At 28.0% G+C, this 24171-nt stretch carries 24 protein-coding genes; 5 read left to right on the top strand and 19 right to left on the bottom strand.

Features of this window, described 5'->3' with window-relative positions:
• Positions 1-60: 60 nt before the first annotated feature.
• The 12 genes from MHN29_RS14990 to MHN29_RS14935 all read right to left on the bottom strand — a co-directional run bounded on the left by MHN29_RS14990 (position 61) and on the right by MHN29_RS14935 (position 12516).
• Positions 61-1188, bottom strand: coding sequence for a methionine aminotransferase (locus tag MHN29_RS14990; protein ID WP_235275357.1), 1128 nt, complete (start codon positions 1186-1188; stop codon positions 61-63).
• A 312-nt stretch (positions 1189-1500) separates the two neighbouring features.
• The gene (locus tag MHN29_RS14985) at positions 1501-2274 is read right to left on the bottom strand and encodes a LexA family transcriptional regulator (RefSeq protein WP_150898633.1); all 774 of its coding nucleotides are present in this window, start codon (positions 2272-2274) and stop codon (positions 1501-1503) included.
• A 176-nt stretch (positions 2275-2450) separates the two neighbouring features.
• Entirely contained in the window at positions 2451-2759 is a 309-nt protein-coding gene (locus MHN29_RS14980) for a hypothetical protein (protein ID WP_235275356.1), read from the bottom strand.
• A 92-nt stretch (positions 2760-2851) separates the two neighbouring features.
• Complete coding sequence (locus MHN29_RS14975; RefSeq protein ID WP_235275355.1) at positions 2852-3952, bottom strand: slipin family protein; 1101 nt, start codon at positions 3950-3952, stop codon at positions 2852-2854.
• 718 nt (positions 3953-4670) lie between these two features.
• Entirely contained in the window at positions 4671-5201 is a 531-nt protein-coding gene (locus tag MHN29_RS14970; RefSeq protein ID WP_235275354.1) for a lipopolysaccharide assembly protein LapB, read from the bottom strand.
• Positions 5202-5205: 4 nt separating this feature from the next.
• Positions 5206-5898 carry a peptide chain release factor H gene (gene prfH / locus MHN29_RS14965; protein WP_235275353.1) on the bottom strand — a complete coding sequence of 231 codons (693 nt, stop codon included), beginning with the start codon at positions 5896-5898 and terminating at the stop codon, positions 5206-5208.
• Position 5899: 1 nt separating this feature from the next.
• A complete protein-coding gene (locus tag MHN29_RS14960; protein WP_235275352.1) occupies positions 5900-7291 on the bottom strand; it encodes an RtcB family protein in 1392 nt (463 codons plus the stop codon).
• A gap of 675 nt (positions 7292-7966) precedes the next feature.
• Positions 7967-8263, bottom strand: a complete 297-nt coding sequence (locus tag MHN29_RS14955; RefSeq protein WP_235275351.1) for a S26 family signal peptidase — start codon at positions 8261-8263, stop codon at positions 7967-7969.
• A gap of 105 nt (positions 8264-8368) precedes the next feature.
• Positions 8369-9436 (bottom strand): DNA polymerase beta superfamily protein, encoded by a 1068-nt coding sequence (locus tag MHN29_RS14950; protein WP_235275350.1) that lies wholly within the window; start codon positions 9434-9436, stop codon positions 8369-8371.
• Positions 9423-10178, bottom strand: coding sequence for a nucleotidyltransferase domain-containing protein (locus MHN29_RS14945; RefSeq protein ID WP_235275349.1), 756 nt, complete (start codon positions 10176-10178; stop codon positions 9423-9425). The genes MHN29_RS14950 and MHN29_RS14945 overlap by 14 nt, the downstream gene beginning before the upstream one ends.
• Positions 10179-10207: 29 nt before the next feature.
• Complete coding sequence (locus tag MHN29_RS14940) at positions 10208-11026, bottom strand: hypothetical protein (RefSeq protein ID WP_235275348.1); 819 nt, start codon at positions 11024-11026, stop codon at positions 10208-10210.
• Positions 11027-11139: 113 nt separating this feature from the next.
• On the bottom strand, positions 11140-12516 hold the full coding sequence (locus MHN29_RS14935; protein ID WP_235275470.1) for an RtcB family protein: 1377 nt from the start codon (positions 12514-12516) through the stop codon (positions 11140-11142).
• A gap of 174 nt (positions 12517-12690) precedes the next feature.
• On the opposite strand from MHN29_RS14935, the gene MHN29_RS14930 reads away from it, so the two are divergent.
• The 5 genes from MHN29_RS14930 to MHN29_RS14910 all read left to right on the top strand — a co-directional run bounded on the left by MHN29_RS14930 (position 12691) and on the right by MHN29_RS14910 (position 17317).
• Complete coding sequence (locus MHN29_RS14930; protein ID WP_235275347.1) at positions 12691-13305, top strand: hypothetical protein; 615 nt, start codon at positions 12691-12693, stop codon at positions 13303-13305.
• On the top strand, positions 13306-14307 hold the full coding sequence (locus MHN29_RS14925) for a YafY family protein (RefSeq protein WP_235275346.1): 1002 nt from the start codon (positions 13306-13308) through the stop codon (positions 14305-14307). It begins immediately after the preceding gene.
• A gap of 640 nt (positions 14308-14947) precedes the next feature.
• Positions 14948-15448 (top strand): AraC family transcriptional regulator, encoded by a 501-nt coding sequence (locus tag MHN29_RS14920; RefSeq protein WP_235275345.1) that lies wholly within the window; start codon positions 14948-14950, stop codon positions 15446-15448.
• A gap of 125 nt (positions 15449-15573) precedes the next feature.
• Positions 15574-16350, top strand: a complete 777-nt coding sequence (locus MHN29_RS14915; protein ID WP_235275344.1) for an SDR family oxidoreductase — start codon at positions 15574-15576, stop codon at positions 16348-16350.
• Between the two features lies 1 nt (position 16351).
• The gene (locus tag MHN29_RS14910; protein ID WP_235275343.1) at positions 16352-17317 is read left to right on the top strand and encodes an NAD-dependent epimerase/dehydratase family protein; all 966 of its coding nucleotides are present in this window, start codon (positions 16352-16354) and stop codon (positions 17315-17317) included.
• Positions 17318-17370: 53 nt separating this feature from the next.
• Here the strand turns inward: MHN29_RS14910 and MHN29_RS14905 are convergent, their stop codons facing one another.
• From MHN29_RS14905 to MHN29_RS14875, 7 genes are all read right to left on the bottom strand, one after another.
• Positions 17371-19152, bottom strand: coding sequence for a serine hydrolase (locus MHN29_RS14905; RefSeq protein ID WP_235275342.1), 1782 nt, complete (start codon positions 19150-19152; stop codon positions 17371-17373).
• 4 nt (positions 19153-19156) lie between these two features.
• Positions 19157-19486 (bottom strand): hypothetical protein, encoded by a 330-nt coding sequence (locus MHN29_RS14900; protein ID WP_235275341.1) that lies wholly within the window; start codon positions 19484-19486, stop codon positions 19157-19159.
• Entirely contained in the window at positions 19476-19994 is a 519-nt protein-coding gene (locus tag MHN29_RS14895) for an RNA polymerase sigma factor (RefSeq protein ID WP_235275340.1), read from the bottom strand. Before MHN29_RS14895 ends, MHN29_RS14900 begins: the two co-directional genes overlap by 11 nt.
• 170 nt (positions 19995-20164) lie before the next feature.
• Positions 20165-21469, bottom strand: a complete 1305-nt coding sequence (locus tag MHN29_RS14890) for a YHYH protein (RefSeq protein WP_235275339.1) — start codon at positions 21467-21469, stop codon at positions 20165-20167.
• 132 nt (positions 21470-21601) lie between these two features.
• A complete protein-coding gene (locus MHN29_RS14885; protein WP_175578630.1) occupies positions 21602-21766 on the bottom strand; it encodes a hypothetical protein in 165 nt (54 codons plus the stop codon).
• 194 nt (positions 21767-21960) lie between these two features.
• A complete protein-coding gene (locus MHN29_RS14880) occupies positions 21961-22566 on the bottom strand; it encodes a CPBP family intramembrane glutamic endopeptidase (RefSeq protein WP_235275338.1) in 606 nt (201 codons plus the stop codon).
• Positions 22567-22645: 79 nt separating this feature from the next.
• Complete coding sequence (locus tag MHN29_RS14875) at positions 22646-24079, bottom strand: serine hydrolase domain-containing protein (protein WP_235275337.1); 1434 nt, start codon at positions 24077-24079, stop codon at positions 22646-22648.
• Positions 24080-24171: the final 92 nt, after the last annotated feature.

Raw genomic sequence — 24171 nt, 5'->3', positions numbered from 1 at the left:
CATGACAAATATATAATCAAATTTTAAAAATACAGTATGTATTTATTGAAACTTATTAGTTTAAATAGTTCTCAATCGTTCTGCAGCAGCAATTAAAGTTTCATCTGTTTTTGCAAAACAAAATCGAAGCATTTGTTTATCGGTTGCGTCTTTATAAAAAACAGATATAGGAATAGCAGCAACTCCATGATTGGTTATTAAATCTGTAGCAAAATCCATATCATTTTTAGTACTGATTTCTTTATAATTGACTATTTGAAAATAAGTTCCTTCTGAAGGTAAAACCTCAAAACGACTATCTTTTAATAAGTTTTGAAATAAAGCTCTTTTTTTAGCATACATATCCGCTACTTCATTAAAATTGACAATATCCAAGTATTCAGAAATAACATGCTGTGAAATACTATTTACACTAAAAACTAAGAATTGATGAATCTTTTTAATTTCTTTCATTAAAAATTCTGGAGCAATTAAATATCCAACTTTCCAACCTGTAACATGTAGCGATTTTCCAAAGGATGATGCTATTATCGCTTTATTTGCTAGCTTAGGACGAGTATTTACGGATATATGTGAATGTTTAAATGAAATGTACTCATATACTTCATCACTCAGTAATAAAATATGAGTATGTTTTTCTAAAATAGTTTCTAAAGCTTCAAACTCTTCTTCTTTCCAAATTTTTCCTGTTGGATTGTGTGGATTATTTACAATAATTAACTTTGTTTTTGAAGTAATTGCCGATTCTATTCGATTGAAGTTTGGCGAATAATCGTCATTCAAAGAAATTCTTACTGGCTTCCCTCCTGCTACTAAAACTGAAGGCTCATAGCTATCATAACTAGGGTCTAAAATGATTACTTCATCTCCTTGGTTTACCAAAGCATTGATTGCTGTGTAAATTCCTTGTGTAGCTCCTGATGTAATTAATAATTCTGTAGAAGTGTTTATACTTCTTTGATAGTTTTCTTGCGTTAATAAAGCTATTTTCTGAAGTAAAGAAGGTAGCCCAGCCATAGGTGTATACTGATGAATATTCTCAGTTAATAAACGCTGAGATATTTGTAATAATCTTTCATCAACTGGGAAATTTGGAAATCCTTGTGATAAATTAATCGCATTATGCTGTTGTGCTAATTGCGACATTACAGAAAATATACTAGCTGTAGTACCAGGTAACTTTGACATAGAAATAAAACTTATTGCTACGAAAATACTATAATTTTAAGAGTACTGATAAAAAAATACTTTCCAAAAATTGAAAAGTATTTTTAATTAAAGCGGGGGACTTTTACTACTTTGATGAAAAGTATTAAATACAAGAAACCTAAAAAAGTGTAGAAAATAAAATGTATTGAAGGCTAAGTTTGCCTAAGGATAAAATCAGATAAGAGAATGAGTAAATAGTATCTATTGATGATAATAAAAAACGAGGATTGAATGTTAATTCAACCCTCGTTTATACTTTTGCTTTAGAAGCTTAAATAGTCTAATCGATACTTATTTTTCTAATTGAGCTAACGATTTTAATTCTACACCTAATTGCGTAAGCATCGTAGCGATACTGCTTATTTTTAAATCTCTTTCGTCGTATTCTTGAGTATTGATACTACAAGTAAATTCCCATAGTTCTACAACTTCTGAAATTGGAACATTGTAGCTTTGATAATTTCTATTGTCTGGAACTAACAATAATGTTTTATTCTCTTCAATTTTATCATACACTCTCTTATAGGTAATTCCGTCGTTTTTAGTAACAATTATATAGGAAACACCATCTTTAACTTCGTTTATGTTTTCAATAAATCGAGCTACAACAAAAGATCCGTCTTTCATCGGATGCATAGAATCTCCTTTAATTGGAAAAGCTCTATGCTTACCAACCGGTAAAAAAGGTAGTTTTATTCTTTGTAATTGTTCAATATACTCAGGATCGTCATAACCTAATAAATAACCAGCAGATGCTTCTGTAGGTATTATTTCTATTAAGTTATCATCTTCGCTATCTACCATTATTGGGAAAAGCACTCTTTGACTCCCAATTTCTATGAATGATGATTCTTTTGAAAACGTTAAATCGTTTTTCACTAAAACATCAATAGGTAGCTTAAAATAATCTGATATAGTGATTAAAAACTCTATAGAAGGCTCTGATCTTCCTTCTTCATATGAAGAAACCCTAGACCTTGTTATATCTAGTTTTTCTGCAAATTGTTCTTGAGTTAATCCTCTTAATTTTCTTAAATGGCGTATATTTGTTGATATTTTTCTCATTTGCTACAAATATAAACAAGTACTGCTACAATTTGTAGTTTTAAGGAAAAATATTCGTAATTCTTTACATCAAATAATCATTCAAAAACTGATTATTTTAACTGTTTTTAAGCACTAAACATACGCTTCGACTTGAAAATCAAAGTAGTTATTACGAATAAAAAGAATGGATTTATTTAAGATTCTGTAAGTTCAAGAATCGTATTTTTTTCTTTTAAACGTTCTCGTTGATGTTTTAACCAACCTCCGTTTTTAAGTATTTTTTTACCTTTGGCGGTAAGGTTTAGAATCATTGCTCTCTTACGTTTTATTAAAGATTTGGCTTCCATTTCATCACCAAGTCTGTTACATTCGTAAACATCACTTAATTCTTTGTTGTCTAATCCTACGAGTCTCCAGATACTCGTGCTTGCTTTTTTTGACCTTGTAAGCTTCTCTATTAAAGGAAGATTTTTGTCAATTAAATTATTAATGTTGAGGGACATAATCTTATTTTTCTCTAATATAAGAAAAAAAAGAGTTTTGTCAAAAACTCCTTTTTTTTACATATATACCTCTATTTACATTTATAAACTTATTAATTATTAACCGTAAAAATTTCTTTCAACTGCTTTACAACATTGCCATTACCAGAAACTGTAATTTCACCAATTTTATCGGCAATTTTTTCTACATATTCCATTTCTTTTAATTTGAACAACATTTCATTGTCTTCCATTAATTTGGCTGTGTTTAATAAACTTCTGGTCGAAGCAGTTTCCTCTCTCCTAGTTATAATATTAGCTTGCGCTCTTTTTTGAGCTATTAAAACCTGATTCATGATGTCTTTCATATCACCAGTTAAAATAACATCTCTAATTCCGCAATTCACTATTTTTACACCTAATTGATTAGTATTTTTAGAAACCTCTTCAAATACAGCATTAGCAATGTTTTCTTTTTTCTCTAACAATTCATCCAAGGTATAACCTCCAACATAAGTTCTTAAAGCCAATTGCATTAAAATGTACAATTGTTTTTCATACTCTTTATTATCTAACAAAGCTTTTTCAATATTAACTACTTTATACTGTGTATAAAAGTTAATTCTTACATTGGCTTTGTCTTTTGTTAACAATTCTTGTCCAGCTATTTCTAATTGCAATTGTCTCATATCTGCTTTGGCAATTTTAATAGATGTATCATTTCTCCAAAATCGATAAGTTCCACCTGTTAATGTTTTTGTGTATACATCATTTACTAACAATAAGGCTTTTTCATAGACTGCTACTTCAAAAGCTCTAATATGTTTATTTAATTGATAATTACTAAACAACGCTTTATCTATATTTTCTGTAATGTAAATTTTGCTTTTGTCTATTTTTTGAAAAGTTCTATTAATTAAACCTTTCCAAAAAAAATACCTACCAGCTTCTAATACTCTTTTAAAATTATGGTTTTCATAAACTAATACGAATTCATTATCCTTAACTTCTACAATATCTAACATGTCTGCTAAAACTGTATCTTTTAATAAGATTTCTATAGCAATAGTTCCAATAAACTCACTTGTTAAATCATAAATAATGACGTTTTGATTTAAATACAACCAATATGTACCCTCTGTAATTACTTTTTGATATTCTCCTTTTTTAAATACCAATCCTACTTTTCCTGTGTTAATTTTTATTCTTTTCATTTTTCTATTTTTTTAATGATTTTATAAAAACGATATATTTTAAATGCTTAAGAAAGCACGGAAATTGATCTTTTTAAAAAGGCTATAATTCGTTTTTTAAAATGGATTGAAATCATATATGAAATCAACTGATTTATAAAAAGGAACTACTTTCTTATTTAAAAATTAAAAATTTCAAAGTTCTTTTTTAAGTGTTCTCGAAAGAACTCATAAAAAACATATCGTTTTTGTTAATGGTCATCAGTTTTACAAGTTGATGAGCTTCCTTAAATAATAGGCACTTTACTGCCCGAATTCTCTAGAACCCAAATCTAGTGTCCTACCAATTAGACGATATCCTAACGGATAGTGGGACTCGAACCCACACGGAATTCTCTATTGCATAACCGCTTTGCTACATAACTTTCGTTATGGAAGGATTCGAACCTCCGTACATAGAATGCTGATTATTTTTGGTAAATAATCAAAACCTCCAAGACTAGTTGCATATAATAACCGAATACAAATACTGTACGGAATTATACAATGGTGCTATACTGAAACACTCAACAAGACTTGCTTGATATTTTTAAAATCTTATTTCTAAATCTAACCTCACTTCAGTCTTTTATAAAGTGAGGTGTTTTTGCAATTTTCCCACTTAGGCGTGATCTTTTTCATAATTACACTGCAAATATTATGCACTATTGCGCAATCTTTTTGCGTAGTTAAAAATATTTTACTTTTTCTTCTTCTTTTTATTATTTTTAGTTGTCTTTTTCTTCTTTGTATTAGGCATTTTTTCTTTTATACGGTCTTTAGTGGTATCAATAGTATACATGAAATCAGAATTATAGCTATGCTCTTTTACTAACTTGATAAACTTTAAAGCTGATTTATATTTTTTTTGATGTTCTTTTACAACAGCTTTCTTTAAATACAACATTGCTTTATCTGATCCTTTTACTGTTAATGCAAAGTCAATAAAATCTTCCGCCTCTTTTAAATCTTCATTCCATAACAACACATTGATATAAGGTGAGTACACTTCAAAAGCATTGATATTGATAGCTAAAACCTCTTTATAATACTCAATAGCTTCTGAATATTTATACAACTTTTCAGCATATACTCTGCCCATTAATGTTAATGCCATTGTATTTTTATCGTCATAAGACAAAGCATAATTCAAAGACTCCATTGTTTCCTCTAAATCGTAATAAAATGAGTCTAATGCTTTAAAAACATAGTTGTTTATATAGTTTTCCATGATTTTATTCTAATTGTTTGCGTAAATCTGTTTTCAACTGATTACGTGTTGTTTTAAAAGATTTCTCTTTCCTTTTTTGTTTAAAATCGGAACCTGTAAATATTTTAATGGGGTTTCCTCTTTCTAAATTCAAATGGTTTTCCCATTCTTGTTTTACAGCTTCTTTTAATTGATTTGTATTATGTTCCGAAACTTTTTCTTTTAATCGTTCTACTGCTATTTTTTTGTTTTGATGTTGTGACCGGCTATCCATAACTAAAACCTGAATTCCAGTAGGTAAATGTTTTGCTCTTATTGCTGAACTTACCTTGTTTACATGCTGTCCTCCTGCCCCAGAACTTCGAATAGCTTGAAATTGAATTTCTTTTTCATGAATTGTATTTTGCTGAACCTGATTCAATTCATAACATCCTATATACCAATTTTTACGTTTATGATATTTTCTAAATGTAGATACTCCTATCCACTGAATTGTCCCTTGCCAATTCTTTAAGAAATTCGAAATTTCTTTACCATTTAATTTTATACTTACCGATTGTATCGTGCCATTTTCTATTCCGTTTTCTTTATGAAGTATTTGATATTCAACCTTATTAATTATCAATTCTTTTAAGAATATTTTTAGCACTTTGGCTACAACCCATGCACATTCTGCAGGTCCTTTAGCAGCTGTTAATTGTATTATTTTTGTTTCCATTTTAAGTATCCATTCTTACAATCTTTGGAGTAAATGTTCCTATTACTTCCACCAATTCTTGTTGATTTGCCATTACTTTTTTAATATTTTTATAGGCCATTGGAGCTTCATCAATTCCTCCTCCTATAAGAGTTACATCGTTCATTTTTAACTGATGTTTGATATCACTTTTAGTAAACTTTTCTTTACATTTTCTACGTGAATATAAACGACCAGCTCCATGTGAAGCCGAATTAAGACTCTCTTCATTACCTAAACCACGTACAATAAAACCTGGCGCTGTCATAGAACCTGGAATAATACCTAATTGCCCTTTATTAGCTGGTGTAGCTCCTTTTCTATGCACAATTAATTCTTGATTATTTACTTGTTCTTTCCAAGCGAAATTGTGATGATTTTCAATTTTAGCAATGGCTTTAGCTCCTAACAATTTTCCTATTCGTTTATGAATATTATCATGACACGCCTTAGCATAATCTCCAGCTAAATTCATTGCTAACCAATATTCTTGTCCGTCATGTGTATTCAAATCTAACCATGCTAAATGTTGAACATTTTTGGGTAAAGGACATTGTTTTGCTGCCAAATAGGTATAGTGCTTTGCTATATTTGCTCCTAAACCACGACTTCCACTATGCGTTAATAAGCCAATATATTCGCCTGCAGGTAATTTAAATTCATTGTTCTCATCTGTAATATTTACAATTCCAAATTCAACAAAATGATTTCCACTTCCAGAGGTTCCTAATTGTTGATATGCCTTTGTTTTTAATCGCTTAACTAAAGGAATGTCCTTAAATTCTGAACGCTCAAATATTTCATGATCATGTTTTACCTTGTGTGTTTCTCGCATACCGAACTTTGTGTGTTCTGAAAGGATGCTTTCTAATTGATGTCTTTTTCCTTTTAAATAAGATGCTTTTATCGGATAGACAGTTAAACACATTCTACAACCAATATCTACTCCTACTCCATAGGGGATTACAGTGTTTTCAGTAGCTAGTACACCTCCAATTGGTAAACCATAACCTGAGTGTGCATCGGGCATTAAAGCGCCTTGTACAGCAATTGGTAACTTTAAAGCGTTATATAATTGATATTTTGCTTGATCATCTATTTCATTTTCTCCGTAAATTGTAAAAGGAGCTCTTGTATTTTTTAATTCGTGAAAACGAACTTCTACAGGCTTTAGTAATCCTTCTACTACTTTACCCCAAATAGCATTTCCTTGAAATCTATCAGGCTCAAGTAATACTTCTTTAGCCTCTTCTAAAATACGTTCCTTCTTTTCTCTTTTCCGGTATCTGTTAATTTGCCCTAAAGCAATATTGATACTATTATTCTTTGGAAACCCTAATTTTATTAGGTCTTTTCCTTTTAATTTATTTCCCATGATTTAATTTTGAGATGTTTGATTTTAGGGACTCAACTTTGGTTGACTCCTATTTAACCTCGAATGTACTCGAGCTAACACTTCGGAAAATCTTTAGAAAAAAACCATAAAAAAATCCGAAGTTTTTGCTTCGGACTTTTTCATATATAGTATAATTAATTATCTATTTGTGAAGAAAGTCGCGAAGTAAATACTGTACACTAGAACCTGGTTCTATTACTGTACATATGTTGATTTGAAATTTAAACATGTTACTTCGTTTTAAAATTGTTTTGTGCTTTATTGCGATGCAAACATAAAAGGACTTTTTCAATTATGCAAGCCTAAAGTTAATTTAATTTACTGAAAATCAATTATTTATAGTTGTGTTTAAGCAAGAGAATACCTGTCCGCTTTTGTGCAGATATAATGAGTTTAGATAACTCTTTGATTTATTGTTATGTAGCTAAAACTTACACGATGTATTGGCATCTATTAGTTTTTGAAAAAAAATATAAAAAAAACGTCCAAAAAATCAATTTTGGACGCCTTTAATATGCTTTTTAAAGTTTTTAACCTAGAACACCGACCTAAAAAGTCGCAGTTTAGCGCCCATTTTATGTAATTTAATTATGCTCATAAGCTTTTTACTTTATTTTTATAAAATATAATTAATAATTTCTTTTTTAATAATGCCTATGGTATTGGAAGTATTTCTACTACTTTTCCATAAACATTTTTTGTCCATCCGTTAATTCTACCATGATTGTTACCAATCAATAGTCCTCTTTTATCATTTTTACCTTTTACAAGATGTGTAAAACAATTTCCACGAACCTTGCAATAAACAATATCTCCAGCTTTACAATCTTTCCAATTAATAGGAGCTAATTTTACTGGTTGTTTAGATTTTAAAAGAGGTAACATAGAATTACCTGGTTCTTTTGATATAATGGTTTCTCCATTAGTCAATTTTTGAATTTTCCAATTCATAATACTATATTTTATAAATTATGTAACGCATTATTGTGTTACATATCTTACAAAAATTAGATAAGAACCTGTGAATGAACTAAGGCAAAGATGAATAAAATACTTTTAAACTTCCAAATTTAGCTTGTAAAATTTTGTTCTGATAGTAACTAACAGGTTGTTTACCTCTTTCATATCAGGCTTTTCTTTTAATTGTGCTTTTTCGTATAAAATATCTAATTTCATTCTCAATTCTTCAGCTTTTTCAACTAAACCGTCATATTCGAAATCAGCATTTTTAATTGAAAGTAAATAATCTCTATCCTCTCTTTTAACTTTTATTTTGGCTTCCTCTGCTATTTCCTTTGCCATATGTAGCAAACGAAATGTATGCATCATGTTTTTAGCGTCATAATTCTTATTATGAGAAATATTGTTTTTATAACGTTCATCATTTCTTTGTTCTACCCATAACCAGTACTCTCTATATTTTTTACAATATGATGAATATCCATCTAAATTAAAGTATAACATAGCTATTGGCTCCTCCTCCCTTGGTATTGAACTTAAACATACTTCGTTTGCTTTTTCTTTTGAAATACCTTTATAAAATAAATTTTCATTGTAAAATAAATTATAACAGTTTTTCATGTGAGCAATTTTTGCTAATCCACAATGTTTACTTTTTAAATTGCGCTCTTCTAAAAATAGCTTTAAAGGAATAGATTTTTTATCTTTTCTTATAAAACAAAAATCATCAACAGACTTTCTTTGCTTTTCAACAGGGTTGACTATTTTTTTATTCAATCCCCTAGCCTTTTTTATCTGTGTAAATGCATAATTTGCAAATGTGTTTTTACATAATTTTGAAAGGAATATTTCTTTTTTTATTTCATCAAACAAAGGATTTTTTTGTAAAATAAATTCATCAGATACGTTTAACATTTCAAGAATGTTTGGATTATTTTTTAAACATAATTCAATGAATTTTTTTAGTTCATAATACACTATGTCATTTGTTTCATTATTAATTTGGTCTGTATAATTTAGAGAATAGAATTGTTCTTTAGGCAATATAAATACACCTCTAATGTCAGTATCTGAATTAGGTGTAGCAAGGCCATATGCTCTACTACCACTTGTACATTCAAAAATTATACTACCAGATTTTTTTAGTTCTTCAACTGTTTTCATAAGTTAATGTTTTATATAAAAAACAATTTATTCTCTCAATATTGGGCTTACCAGATGAAAGTGTTTTAGCATATTTACTATTTTCAGTTATTAAGTCTGAAATAAGATTTATAACTTCTATATTTTTAGAATGTAAATAGGCTTCGTTTTCATTACTTTTAATAGCTATTAAATCTTTAATCTCCCTTTCTAAATTAGCATTTATTAAACTAAGCATTTTTTCAAAAACAACAGGAGGTAATGAATTATTCTCTAATATCCACTTTCCAGCTAATGCTGTTCTTAAAGCGTAAAATAAGTCCTTTAATTTAATTTTTTCGTCCATTAATTTTCCTTCGTATTTTTTACTCATACTTAAATAATGAAACATAGAAGCTATTGGTGAAAAACATTCTGTTCCAATTTCTCTTAATTCAGTAATTAAATTACTATTTCCTTTATAAATAATGGGAGAAAATAAATGTTCTAACGCTGGAACGTTAGATTTCATTATCAATTTTAATTGCTTTTTGAGTTCCCAACCTACAGAATCAAAATCTCCATCCATTATATCAATAGTATCCTTTTTGTCTGATACTGATAAATACCAATCTAATGGTTTTGAATAAATAAAACGTACATCATAATCTGAATCTGGAGAAGCAAAGCCCCAAGCTCTACTTCCAGATTCACAAGCAAAAAGTATTCTCGCTTTTCTATTTTTTTCTATCTCTAATAACTTATTTTTTATTTCTTTTTTCATTTTCTTTTTTTATATTTTTCTACTAATACTTAATTTAATCCTAAAAAATTAAGAAGAGAATCATAAAACTTATTTGTTTTTCTTTTTTTCGGAATATAAGATTCTATATCCTCGTTATCTTTTTTAGCATAATTAAAATTGTTATAATTTTTATCTGTCAAAAAGTTATCCCAGTCTTCATTTTCTTTATAAAAATTAAACATGTCAATGACAATTTTTGAATATTCCTTTGTGTTCTTTATGATTTGTTCTTTATCTATTTCACTGTAACTATACCCTATTTCTGAAATAAAAACACTTTCGTTATTAAGTCTATAAAAGTTATAGAAAACATTGTATTCATAGTTACTTTCCACATATTGATCTGAAAGGTATTTAAGACTATTATCAAATTCTTCTATGTTTTCATATTGTATTATTTTTAAACAATTCTCATAAACATTTAAGCTTAATAGTTCATTTTTAGTGAAAAGCTTTTTTATTAAACTCTTTAATTCTTTTTTTGAATTTTTAGATTTATAGTTAATACTAACAATATCAAACAATAAACTATTACTACTAAATTCTGCTTTCTCTGTTAATTTATATATAAATCCCTCAAAAGTTTCAATATCAATTTTGTTTATCAAAACTTCATATGCTTTTTGTTTTAAAACTTTACTAATCCCCATACTTTTTAAGTAATTATTTTGTTTTTCTAAAAATATAACTAATTCACTGATAGATTCTAAGTTCCAAATATCTTCACTATTATTGATAGTAAATGATTTTACTTTTGATTTTAATACTTCTGAGGTAATTTCATTAATATTTAAATAAGTTTTTACTTGAATTAGGTAATCATCCACATTTATTACTTCATTATTTCAATCAGTTATGGCATAAAGTAGATGGTTATATCTAGCATTAATTATTGGTTCTATATCTAATAAATTGATTATATCCTCATCTGTCATATCAATTATTTATTTCTTCTTTTTCGTTTTTTCCAAGGTGCATTTTTCTGCCAATCACCCGCCATAATACAGCCATATGGTAAAACTTCATCTATTACATTCCCTAAACCAAACTCTTTCATTTGATTACGTACTGTTTTAGCGTTTTTATAAGCTGAAGGTAACTCAGTAATATCAATTTCTTCTGAGAAAAAACGAATATCTAAACCTTTTGTTTCTTCTTCGAATATTTCTTGTATTGTTCCTTTTTTACTTTTTCTATGTTGTGTTCTGCTCACATTTCTTCCTGCTCCATGTGGCGCAAAACCTAAATTGTTTTCAGTAGTATTTCCTTCTACAATTAATACTGGTTCAGCCATATTTAAAGGAATCAACCTTGGCCCAGTAATATCAGGCATAAATTTAGGATTTAATGGCGTTGCTCCTTTGGCATGATAGAATAAATCACCATCTCTAAAAACAAAATTATGCTCATTCCAAAATCGATTTTCTTTTATAAGTCCTAATTTTTCTAGAGTTGCATCATGCAATACTTCATGATTTTTTTTAGTCCATTTACGTATAATTTGTAATGCCTTCCAATAATTCTTTCCTTCTTCAGTTTCAAATGGAATCCATGCGTTTTGTCTTAAAGTTTTAGGAGATAATTCTTTTCTAAATTGCTCAGCTATATGCATTCCTCGTTTATATAAATTAGCTCCAAATCCCCTACTTCCATGATGTGTAACCATCATTGTGTTTCCTGTTTTTTTAGACCTACCAACAAATAAAAAATGATTCCCATCTCCTTGTGTTCCCAAATGACTTCTAGCTGCAGAAATCGATTTTTGATTATTTAGAAATGGATTAGCTTCTATTTCAGCTAATAAATCCATAGGAAAACGAAATTGGGTATTTCTATCTCTACCACCAGATCCAAAGTGAGTTACTGAATGTGCAGCATCTAAAACATCTTTAGGATTAGCTTTTCCAAAATCTGTTAACATTACTGAACAGCAAATATCAGCACTATGCATTCCTGGATGTATGGCATTTTTCGCTACTACAATTCCTCCTACAGGAATAGTTCCTGAGGGACCAGTTGGACAAGCATCTGGCATGATTGCTCCGTTAACTATTGTTGGAGTTTTCATCAAGACTTCCATAGAAGTAACTACAGAATTAACATTAATTTCTTCTAATTCATTTTCAGCCTTTATATTTACTTTAAAATCCATTGGATTATCCAACAATGGTATCTCTGGTCCTGATTTAAATTGTTCTAAATACTCTAATATTTCACTTTCAGATAGCTCATTTTTATTTAAATACTCTATAGCTTCAGGAAACCATTTCCCTGATTTATGTCCCAATGCTATTAATTCTTTTCCTGTTATTTTCATTTCATTTTTCATAATTTTCATTTTATGTGCTCCACAAACTCCTTGTTTTGTGGAGCGATTACTGTTTAAGAATTTCTTCTTTTTTTATGATTCCGGTACAAATATTCAACTAAGGTGCGCAATCTTTTTGCGTAGTAAAATTTATTTTCTAATTTTATCAAAAAATTGATATAAATGAATTTAGAACAACGTTTTTCAGAATTGATATCTAACTATACGAATGATGCTACTATTAAAGAATTACTATGGAAAGAGATAATAACAAATTATTCTGAAAAGCATAGAGCTTACCACAATCTTACGCATCTAAAAGAGATTTTCAACTATGTTGATACTTATAATAATCAGATTGAAAACATAGATATAGTATCATTCTCTGTGTTTTATCATGATATTATCTATAACATTTGGAAAAAAGATAACGAAGAAAAAAGTGCTGTATTTGCTCTTGATTGTCTTTCTAAAATTGATTTATCTTCTAATAACTTAGATGCTATTCACAAACAAATCATAGCCACTAAAACTCATGAGGCAAATGACAGTGATACGAAATGGCTTATCGATTTTGATTTAGGAATTTTAGGTACCTCCTCTGATATTTATTCTAAATATACCAAGTTGATACGAAAAGAATACAAATCAGTTCCTAATTTTCTTTATAAAAAAGGACGTAAGAAAGTATTGCAACACTTCATTAATAAGCCCTTTATTTATGCTACAGCAACGTTTAGAGATTTATATGAAGAACAAGCGAGAACAAATTTGAAAAATGAATTAAACTCTTTGTAAATGGCTTCTAATAAAAATGCGCTAATTCGATATAAAACAATAGATCAATGTTTGCGAAATAAAATGAAACGTTGGACTTTGGATGATTTAATTGAAGCTTGTTCTGACGCTCTATATGAATATGAAGGCAAAGATGTTTATGTAAGCAAGCGAACTGTTCAATTGGATATTCAATCAATGCGAAGTGACAAATTAGGGTACAATGCTCCTATTGAAGTATATGATCGTAAGTTTTATCGTTATTCTGAAGAAGAATACAGTATTATGAATATTCCTGTAACAGATAATGATGTTCAAATTATGAATGAAGCTATTCAAGTTTTACGTCAGTTTAAAGATTTTTCATTGTTTAAAGAAATGGACGGTGTTTTACAGAGATTAGAAGATTCTGTTTATGCTTCACAAAAAACAAATCGAGCAATTATTCATTTAGATAAAAATGAACAATTAAAAGGTTTAAAATATATTGACCCTATTTATGCAGCCATTCAAAATAAAAAAGTTGTAACAATTACGTATCAATCATTTAAAGCTCGTAAAGCAAGTAATATGACCGTGCATCCTCAATTATTGAAGGAGTATAATAACAGATGGTTTTTATTAGCTTCTCATAAAAAACAATACATCACTCTTGCTCTAGATAGAATATCAAATATAGTACAAGAAGAGAATCAAGAGTATAACGATTTGCAAATTGATGGAGATACATATTATAGAGATGTAATCGGTGCTACAGTGGCTAACACTAGAGCACAACGCATTGAATTTTGGATTGATAAAGAAAACGCTCCTTATGTTATTACCAAACCTTTTCATAGAAGTCAACGTTTAATTAAACGAACCGATGATGGAGTTGTATTTAATATTTTAGTTCAAGTTAATTATGAATTGGAACGTAAAATCCTTGGTTTTGGTAACAGTATTGAAATATTAAAACCAGCACGTTTACGACAGCGTATGATAGACAAATTACATAAAGCAATAGAGAATTATACTTCTTAATTTTTTTAAGAAATACTGATTAAAAAACGTCGTTATAGAGCTAACTATGTTATTACATTTAATTGAAATATTTATTTTTTCTTTTTTAATATTATTATCATTTTTAATGATTTCAAATCCATTAAAAGTGAATAAGAAAGCTAATTTTTGGCTTGGAATCTCTTTTTGTATTTGGGCATCATTTTGGCTAGATGAAATATTATTATTAATAGGGAATACAACTATGAACAGCGTTTATAAAAGTATAATTTCCTTTATTCAATATTTAGGGCCCTTAGTATTTTATTTAAGTTTTGTGTTTTTTACAAATCCTAATTTTAAGCTTAATGTTAGTAGTATCCGCTATTTATTTCTCCCTATTTTATACTTGACAACACAGTTTGTTGCAATAAATACGAAAGCTGATTTGCATAGTATTTCAATAAGTTTGATAATTATTCATGTTCTTTTTTATTCGGTAAAATCATATTTAAGAATCAAACAACACCAAAAAAAAATCAAACATTTTTCTTCAACTATTGTTGAGATAGATCTTAAATGGCTTGAGCAAATTATATTTATTATTCTAATAACTTCTGTAGTAATAAGCATATTTAACATTGTTTATTACAAAATGCCTTTGAATATTTATATAAATCTCATGATGCTAACTACCATATTTTTTATTGCTTATAAGGCACTAAAACAAAAAGAAATATTCCCAAAGAATATCAAATATCGTAATACAGCTATTAGCATTGATAAAGACTTAAAAGAAGATATTGTCACTAAAAGAAAACTTTTTAAAGAAGAGGAACTTGTAGAGTATAAATCACAGTTAAATGCTCTTATGAAAGAACAGCAATTATATTTAAATAGCGATATAAACTTAGCTTCATTATCAGAACATATGAATATTACTCCTCATCAATTATCGTATATTATTAATAAAGGATTTAATCAAAATTTTTATCAATTTATAAATGGTTATCGAGTAAATAAAGCAAAGTCTCTTTTGTTAGATAATTCATCAGATAAACTTTCTATTTTAGGTATAGCTTTTGAAGCAGGTTTCAATTCTAAAACAGCTTTTAATACAACTTTCAAAAAGTTTACCAATAAAACACCTTCTGAGTTTAAAAAAGAACGTTCTAGTTTATAAAAAGCACTAAAATTAATTTAACTTACCTGTTAAACAGTGTTTTAAGAACAGGTTCTCTTTTATAAATCCGAACATTATCATATAGGTTCTCCCCTACTTTTGTTTATCATTTTTAAATACGATAAATGAAAAATAATGCATTTGCTGTTGTCACAGGAGCCAGTCAAGGACTAGGGAAATCATTTGCTATAGCATTAGCAAAAAGAAAATATAATGTTATACTTATTAGTTTACCAAATCAGAATTTAAAAGAGCTTTCTGTTTTTATAAAAGAAAAATATAAAGTTAAAGTGATCTATTATGAAATTGATTTTTCTTCAAATAATGATACTAAACTTTTAGCTAAAAAACTTCAAGAAAACCATGAAATAGATATCTTAATAAACAATGCAGGAACTGGAGGCACTAGAAGACTTGAAGATGTTTCTTTAGCCTATTTAAACACGATTATTCAAGTAAACATACAAGCAACTACAACTTTAATACATCAATTACTTCCAAACTTAAAAAGACAGCCAAAAGCTTATATTTTAAATGTTTCTAGCATGGCTGCATTTTCTCCGTTGGGTTATAAAACTATATATCCAGCTTCAAAAGCCTTTGTGCATTCTTTTTCTATAGGTCTTTCAGAAGAGCTAAAAAACACATCAGTATCGGTAAGTGTAATCAATCCAGGGCCAATGAAAACGAATCCAGAAATAACGGCTCGCATAGAAAAACAAGGAGCTTTAGGAAAATTGACTTTACTAGAACCTGAAAAAGTCGCTGAATATTCTCTGAAAAAGATGCTCAAGGGAAGAACTTTAATTTTAGTGAATCCTATAAGTTGGTTTTTTTCCACGCTGTTACCTACTTGGATAAAAGTACCTATGATGACTAATATTATTAAAAGAGAAGTATAATATGCAACAATTATTTGTTACGGGAGTTAGTGGTTTGTTAGGTACAAATCTATGTCATGATTTATTAGATAAAGGATATCATATCAAAGGTTTAGTCAGAAATAAAAATAGTTATAAGGGGAATCTTCATAAAAATTTAGAATTGGTTGAAGGTCATCTTTTCAGTGATTTTGAAAACTTATTAGCTACTATTGATGTAGTTATTCATATTGCAGCAATTACTGATCAAAGTTTAGTTAATTATGATGAGTATTGGAAAGTAAACTGTAATGCTACTATCCAATTACATAATACAGCTGTAAAAAATAAAGTGAAGCGATTTATATTTGTAAGTACTGCTAATACTATAGGTTATGGTTCTATAAAGAACTTGGGTACTGAGCATAATGAAATGAGCTCACTGTTTAGGAAGTCATTTTATGCTAAAAGTAAGTACGAAGCTGAAAACTATTTAGTAGAGAATCATCATAAAATGGATACTATAATTATCAATCCTACTTTTATGTTGGGAGCTTATGATTCTAAACCTAGCTCAGGTAAAATCATATTAATGGGATGGAAAAAGAAAATTATATTTTATCCTCCAGGAGGAAAAAATTTTGTACACGTAAAGGATGTATCACAAGGTATTATAAATGCTATAGATAAAGGTATCTCAGGCGAAAAATATCTTATCGCTAATGAAAATTTAAGCTATAGAGAATTCTTTAGGAATTTAAAAACTATTGCTAATCAAAAATCATTAATGATAATGCTTCCAAAACAGTTCCTTAGAATACTTGGTTATTTTGGAAGTTTTTTGAGAAAGTTTGGAATTACATCCAGTTTAAGTACCGCAAATATGAAAGCTTTATGTATTGATAATTATTTTTCTAATGAAAAATCTGTAAAAGACTTAAAATTAGTTTATCAGCCTATAGATAATGCTATTACAGATGCTATTGATTATTTCTCTAACCTTGATTAAACAAAGCTTATATATAGGTTACCAATACAAGTAACCTATATATAAGAAAGTTATTAGTTATGAATTAACTTTTTAGCAATCATTTGTTCCCCATTTTCCGTAATTGTAAAACTATTTATATCAGTTGCATTATTCATAAACATGAGGGACGCATTTCTATTAGCTATAGAAAATTTAGTTTCTGATTTAGGAATTAATTGCATTAAAGGTCTTCCCGGGAACTCTATATACAAATTACTTTGTTTTATTAATACTTTGATTAAATGTCCAGATTTTAATCGGTATTCTCCTACATAATTTTTTAATATGGATTTAGAGATATTTATAGTTTTAGGAGTTTTATTAGTATACACAATACCTAATTCTTTTAATGATTTTATAGAAGTAGTAATAGTAGGATCTAATTCCAATGCTTTTTTATAAGATTTAATAGCGTTTTTTGTATCGTTTTTACTTTTATAACCATCACCCAATGAATCCCATAAATTGGCATTGTCTGGAAATAAACGGACATTTAGTTTGAATAATTCAATCATCCAATTAGAAGATTGATTCCTTTCTAAAAGCATATAACCTATTTGGTTTAATACATTACTATCTGAAAAATCTGATCCGTATTTTTGTTTAATTAATGATAATAATTCTTTTGACTGATTAACGTTATTCTTATCAATAAAATCTAAGACTAAAAGATAAGGGCTTTTCTGAATAGGTTTAGGTGAATAATTTTGAGCAAATAGCATTTTTTCTAATTGCCATATAATTTCTACTTCTCTACTGTAAGCGTTTGTGAAAAATATTAATACCGTGTCTTCTTCTGGCAACCACATGAATTCATGAAAAAAGATACCATTTGATCCATTATGTGTTACTATTTTAGTTTTTCTATCTGAATTAAAAATAGCCCAACCATATGCATAATGACTTAAGTCGCTCCCCTCCTGTTCTTTTATATATGGAGTTGTTAAAAGCTTAATCGATGATTTTGACAATACAAGGTTTGAATTCAATGCTTGATACCATTTATACATATCCTCTGATGTTGATTGTATTCCTCCATTTCCTTTTAAAGCCCAAGATATGTTGCCTGCTTTTTGAAAACGGGGAATCATAGCTCCCCAATTTATAATTCCATTGACATAACCGTTTGCTAATTTTTTATTTTCCCATTTAGGCATTAAATAACCTGTATGCATCATACCAGATGGTTTAAACAAATGTTCTAACAAAAATTCTTCATATTCTTGTTTAGAAACCAATTCAATAATACGTGCTAAAACACTATAACCAGCATTTGAATATCTGTGTTTTGTTCCTGATTTATAACGTAATTTTGTATTGAACAACGTTTTAAAAAAATTATTTGTAGATATATCTTCAAAATCACCTATACCTATTCCACCTACTAAACCAGAAGCATGTATTAATAATTGATGTATAGTAATGTTCTTCTTGTCTTCTGGTAAATTTTTAAAAAAAGTTGCTAATTTATCCGTTAGTTTTAACTTATCTAATTCTACTAATTTGAGAACAGCTGCCGCAGTAAATTGTTTTGTTACTGACCCTGTAGAAAAAACAGTTTCAGAAGTTATAACTTCTTTCTTTTCTCTATTAGCTATCCCATATCCTTTGTTCAAAAGGATTTTTCCGTTTTTAGCTATTAATACAGCTCCGGAAAAACCTTTTGCTTGTCCTTCAGTAAGATATTTATCTATTTTTTTCTCTAAAGCCTTGTTATTGTTATCTAAAGATTGAGAGTAATTAAGTTTAGTTGTTAAAAACAGAATTAGAATGATAATTTTTTTTGTTGTTGATTTTGGTTGATTTGAAAACATAATTTTAACTTTTATTACGTTTTATTCTTTCTACAAACCTTTTCAAGATGTTTTTAAAAATATTCAAGCCTCTTTTAACAAAGTTTTTTTCAAAATTGCTAATACTTCCTTTGATAAACTCCATATCTCTTTTTATAGAATCTTTTTCAAACTGACTGATATTTCCTTTAATAAATTCTAAATCTTTTTTAATTGAGTTTCTTTCAAACTCAGTTGTTTTACTTTTTAATTCAATGATTAATTCTGACATAATTATATTTATTTGTTTACTCTGAGATGATTTATTCCATATGTTTTTTAAATCATCCCAAGCTTCTTGTTGTTTAGTATCCATATGACTTTATTTTAGAGGTTATACAATCCAATAATATTTTACGTATTCGCTTCATTTTTACTGCTATATGATTTTCAGTTAAATCCTTTGTTTTAGCAATTTCTTTATAAGCCAATCCTTCTAAAGAGAGAATTACAATTGATTTATTTTTAGGAGTTAATGCTGAAATACAATTTTGCAATGCTTTGTATTTTTTGTCTTCTAAGGATGTTGTTGTTGTTTCTTTTGAAGTAAATTGAATAGCATCTAAACGTATTGTTTTGTAATTCTTTTTATTAAGTTTCTCTTTTGAACGCATACATACATTTAAAGTAATTCTGTAAATCCATGTATCAATACTAGATTTTCCTTTAAATGAAGCATATGACTTCCAGATTTGGTATACTACTTCTTGAAATAAATCTTCAGGTTCTATGGGGTTTACAGCATAAATTCTACAAATCCTGTATATCTTTTCTTTATTGATTTCTATGATCTGTTCGAAAGTTTGATTTTTTTGATTTTGCATATAATTTCTTTTCTCTTTACCTATTTAGTACAGAAAGTTTTAAAATATGACAAAAATTTTTAAAAAATATTTTCTCCGTTAAATAAGTTGATTATGATTTATGAATTTTTATAAATAAAAAGAGAGAACATAATAGTTCTCTCCTTAGTATTATATTTTATAAATAAGATTTATCTCTGATAATTTTCAATTGTTGAACTTCCATTAGGTTTTATAAACTCATATGTATAAAGATTGTTAGCGTTCCATTGGTAATTAATCCTATACTCTTCAGTATTCAATTGATAAGTTAAAGAATATGAATTGTTTCCAACTGATGTGAAGCTTGTTATTTCAGCTCCAATAAGAGGTTCTAAAGCAGGACGTACACCTTGACTCACGGCTTGTGGTATAATTTGATTTTCTGGTGCCGAAGTATTAGAGTCTATGGTTACTACACCTCTCATTCCAGCAATAAAATATGGATATTCGGTAATTGTATGATATTGATAGCTACCATCATTAGTAAATCTTCCTAAATACTCATCTAATTGTTCTGTGGTTTCTCCATAAACAGGAAAACCATCTAAAGCATAAGCTATAGGATTTCCTATACCAACTGTAGCTTGTAAATGAAGTGGTGGTAAATGGTAATGATAATCATCAGCTCTTCCACAATGACCTCCCCATTTATCTAATTCTCCAATAATATTTGCATCTTCTCCTCTATTATTAAGTGGGTTAAAAATTGGAATACCATTAGCTGCAATGGCTATTGCCCCTTTTAATAAATTAGTTTTAGTATCTAAAGGATTATCTGATAATGTTGGTTGAATAGGAATAGCCCAATTATTAGATCCTGTATAAGAATGATTTATAGGTACTTGTTGTTGCCAGTTAGTAATACCTGTCATCATCTCATGATTTGGTAATCCATTACTTTCTATATAAAACCATTCATTGTCAGAAGTTGTTGAAACATTTGAAAAATTTCCGAAAATTTTGGTCAAAAAGCTTATGTTATTGGGAGGAATAATATTATTTATTGGACTACTTATTATTGAATCATCACCATTACTACAAGCAGAAATTGTAAGAATACCTAAGCCAATTAATCCATATAGTATGTTAATTATTTTTTTATGTTTTAAGTATAAGAGAATTGAAACACATATTAGTAAGCAACCGAAACCTAGAGATAATATTATTTTTGAAAAATTTCCTGATTTTAATTGCTGATGATTAAGGTGTGAAATTTTAAGATATTTTTTTAAAATAGTTTCTTGACCTTTGGAAGAAAGATCTTCAATATTATAAACAAGTAATTTGCGTTTTTGATTTAGGAAATAGACTTTGCCATCTTCATATTTTAGAAGTTCTGCTTTTACTTCTTTATTGTTTATTACCCATTGCTTTATGTTGTTGTGTCCTCCATCATGAGCAAAAGTTGATATTTGAAATGAAAATAGAAGAAAAAGAATTAATAGATATTTCATAAATATATTGTTTTAATATATATCTTTTAAAAAGATGATTTTAAATAAAATTGTAAGCTTTTTATTTAGACCCTCTTTTTTATTAAAAGTTGAAATACTTATTAAAAATATACCTTATAAGAACAGTTTTTCTTAGTTATAAGGATATACTAAAAATTTATATTGTTCAGGACTATTAGAAATTTTTGCGAAAAAATCTTTATTTACAGTCATATTCAGTTCTAATTCAGGAAATTTGATATCATATTTATTTCCACATATCTTAACTAGTCTTACTAAAATTGGTTGAGCTTTCATTATTTCTTTAATTTTTTAGCTAAGATACTATGGCTATTTACTTGTTTTTTAATCTGTTAGTTTAAACAGGGTGAAGTGTCGACGAAATGAAGAAAACGTTCGATAAACTAAAAATTGAATTATATAGTTGTATTACAGATTTTTAAATATTAGTTTGGCTTTTAATAGATTTAAAAACCAAACTAATAATACTTTTATATTAAAGACATTGAATTCATTGCACAATGTGCAATAATAAGCGGCCATAAATTTCTATCAAACTTCACGTAAGCTATTCCCATAATAATTCCAACCAAAGCAACAGACAAAGATCTGTCAGAAATATCATATGAATGTCTAAATCCCCATATACACGCTTGAATTATGATTGCTAAAGTTGTTTTAAACGATGTTTTTTCAAAAAGCCTCTCTAACCAAGTAATCAAAAAAGCACGCTCTAAAAGCTCTTCTAATGCAGATTGAAGCCAAATAAAAATTATAATAGAAAATACATATCCATAATCTCCATTGCTTAACGATTTTCCTGTTTTTATTCCTCTAGTAGGGTTTTCTTTAACTAATGAAAAAGATTCTTGAATAAATTTAAAAATCAGAAATGTTACTATTATAACTAAAAACAAAAAAACTGCTTTCAAAAGTGTTATAGAAATACTTTTAGGCCTTTTCAAACCTATTGAGCTCCATGTGACTCCTCTTCTATTCATTTGCCATGTAGCAACTATAAAAGTTGTTCCTGAATACAAAAATGTATTTACTAAAAAGTGTGTATTAGGAATATGTATTTCTCTAATAAGAAACATTATTGCTAAGTATACTATCAGATCTAAAAAATAACTTAATTGATTATTTTGTTTTATAAAACTGGTCATCTCTTACAAATTATAAAACCTTACTCATTTGTTTCTTAAATCTTTCTAGCGTTGTTTTATAGGATTCTAATGATCTGTGTGAATGCTTTTTTGCTAACGCTACAGCTTTTTCATAATTTTTAAGTGCTAAACTATATTGCTTGTCTTTTTCATAAGCCTCTCCTAAACTATCATAAACATTAGGTTCATCTGGAAATAAATGTACATTCAATTTGAATAAGCTTATTGCAAAGTCTATTTCTTTTTCTTTTAAAAACTCATAAGCTATAATATTTAACCTCTGAGGATGCTTAAGTGAATATTGATTATTATTAATATAATTAACCATAGCATCAAATGAGTTAAGACTTTTAATTTTATCTCTATTTTTATAGATAAAAAAACGTAATCTTTCTTTTGGTAAAGGATATTCTTTATTGTAAAGAATTCCTTCAATTTGACGTACTATATTTCTAGAAATTAAATCATAATTAGATAAGGCTATAATGGTATATTTATCTTTTAAATATCTAGAAAAATATGATGAAAATCCAGGCATACCACCGCCATGCCCTACTACTTTATTACCTTGTCTATTTTCGACCTGAAAAGCTAAACCATAGGTTACTTTTAAGGCTTTAAACATTTTCTGTTTAGAAATTTCATTAATCAAAGTTGAATTATAAAGCCCTTGGTCAAACTTTAGCATATCTTTTACGGTTGATAAGATGCCTCCATCTGGAAACGGAGAGCTACCATAAGGAGTATTATTATAATATTTTCCTGATATAGATTTTGAGTAACCTGTAGCTCTGTTATTAACTACTTCATCACCAAATTTCATTATAGTATTCTTCATTTTCAAGGGTTCAAATATATTTTTAGTTATATATTCTGAATATGATAACCCCGTTATGTTTTCTATAATAGCTCCTAATAAAATCATTCCTGAATTGGAATAAGAAAACCTTTTATCTGGTTCTTTAAAGACTAATTCTTGTTGATATATGATTGGTAGTAAATCGTTAATTTCTTTAAATTGATGTCTGTCAGACCTATAATCAGAAGCTCTCATATAATTTCCAACTCCAGATGTATGAGATAATAGATGAAATATTGTAATCTTATTTCCAAAAGGAAAATCTTTAAGATACTCAATAACAGGGTCATTAATATTTAATTTCCCTTGTTCTTCTAATTGCATTATGGAAACACCAGTAAACATTTTTCCCATTGATGCAATATTGAATTTTGTATCTATTGTATTTTTAACACCATAACTTTTATTAGCATCTCCACACGCTCTTTGATAAAGTATTTTACCATTTTTAGCTAATAAAACAGTTCCTGAAAATTGATCTAATTCGATATATTTTTGAATGGATTGATCAATTTTTGCATTGAAATTTTGAGCATAAAAGTTGGATGTTAAACAAATGATTAGATAAACAGCTATTTTATTCATAGGTATATAATTTTATTTCTATTTCGAAGTTGAGAAATTTGATTTTTCTACTAAAATGAAATATACCTAGAAGCGTTTTTTATAGAAGTTTA

Origin of the sequence: Tenacibaculum sp. Cn5-46, from assembly GCF_022347705.1 — a bacterium.
GTDB classification, from domain to species: domain Bacteria; phylum Bacteroidota; class Bacteroidia; order Flavobacteriales; family Flavobacteriaceae; genus Polaribacter; species Polaribacter aiptasiae.
Note: the sequence above shows the minus strand (reverse complement) of the source record. Positions and strands in the feature narration are given on the sequence as shown.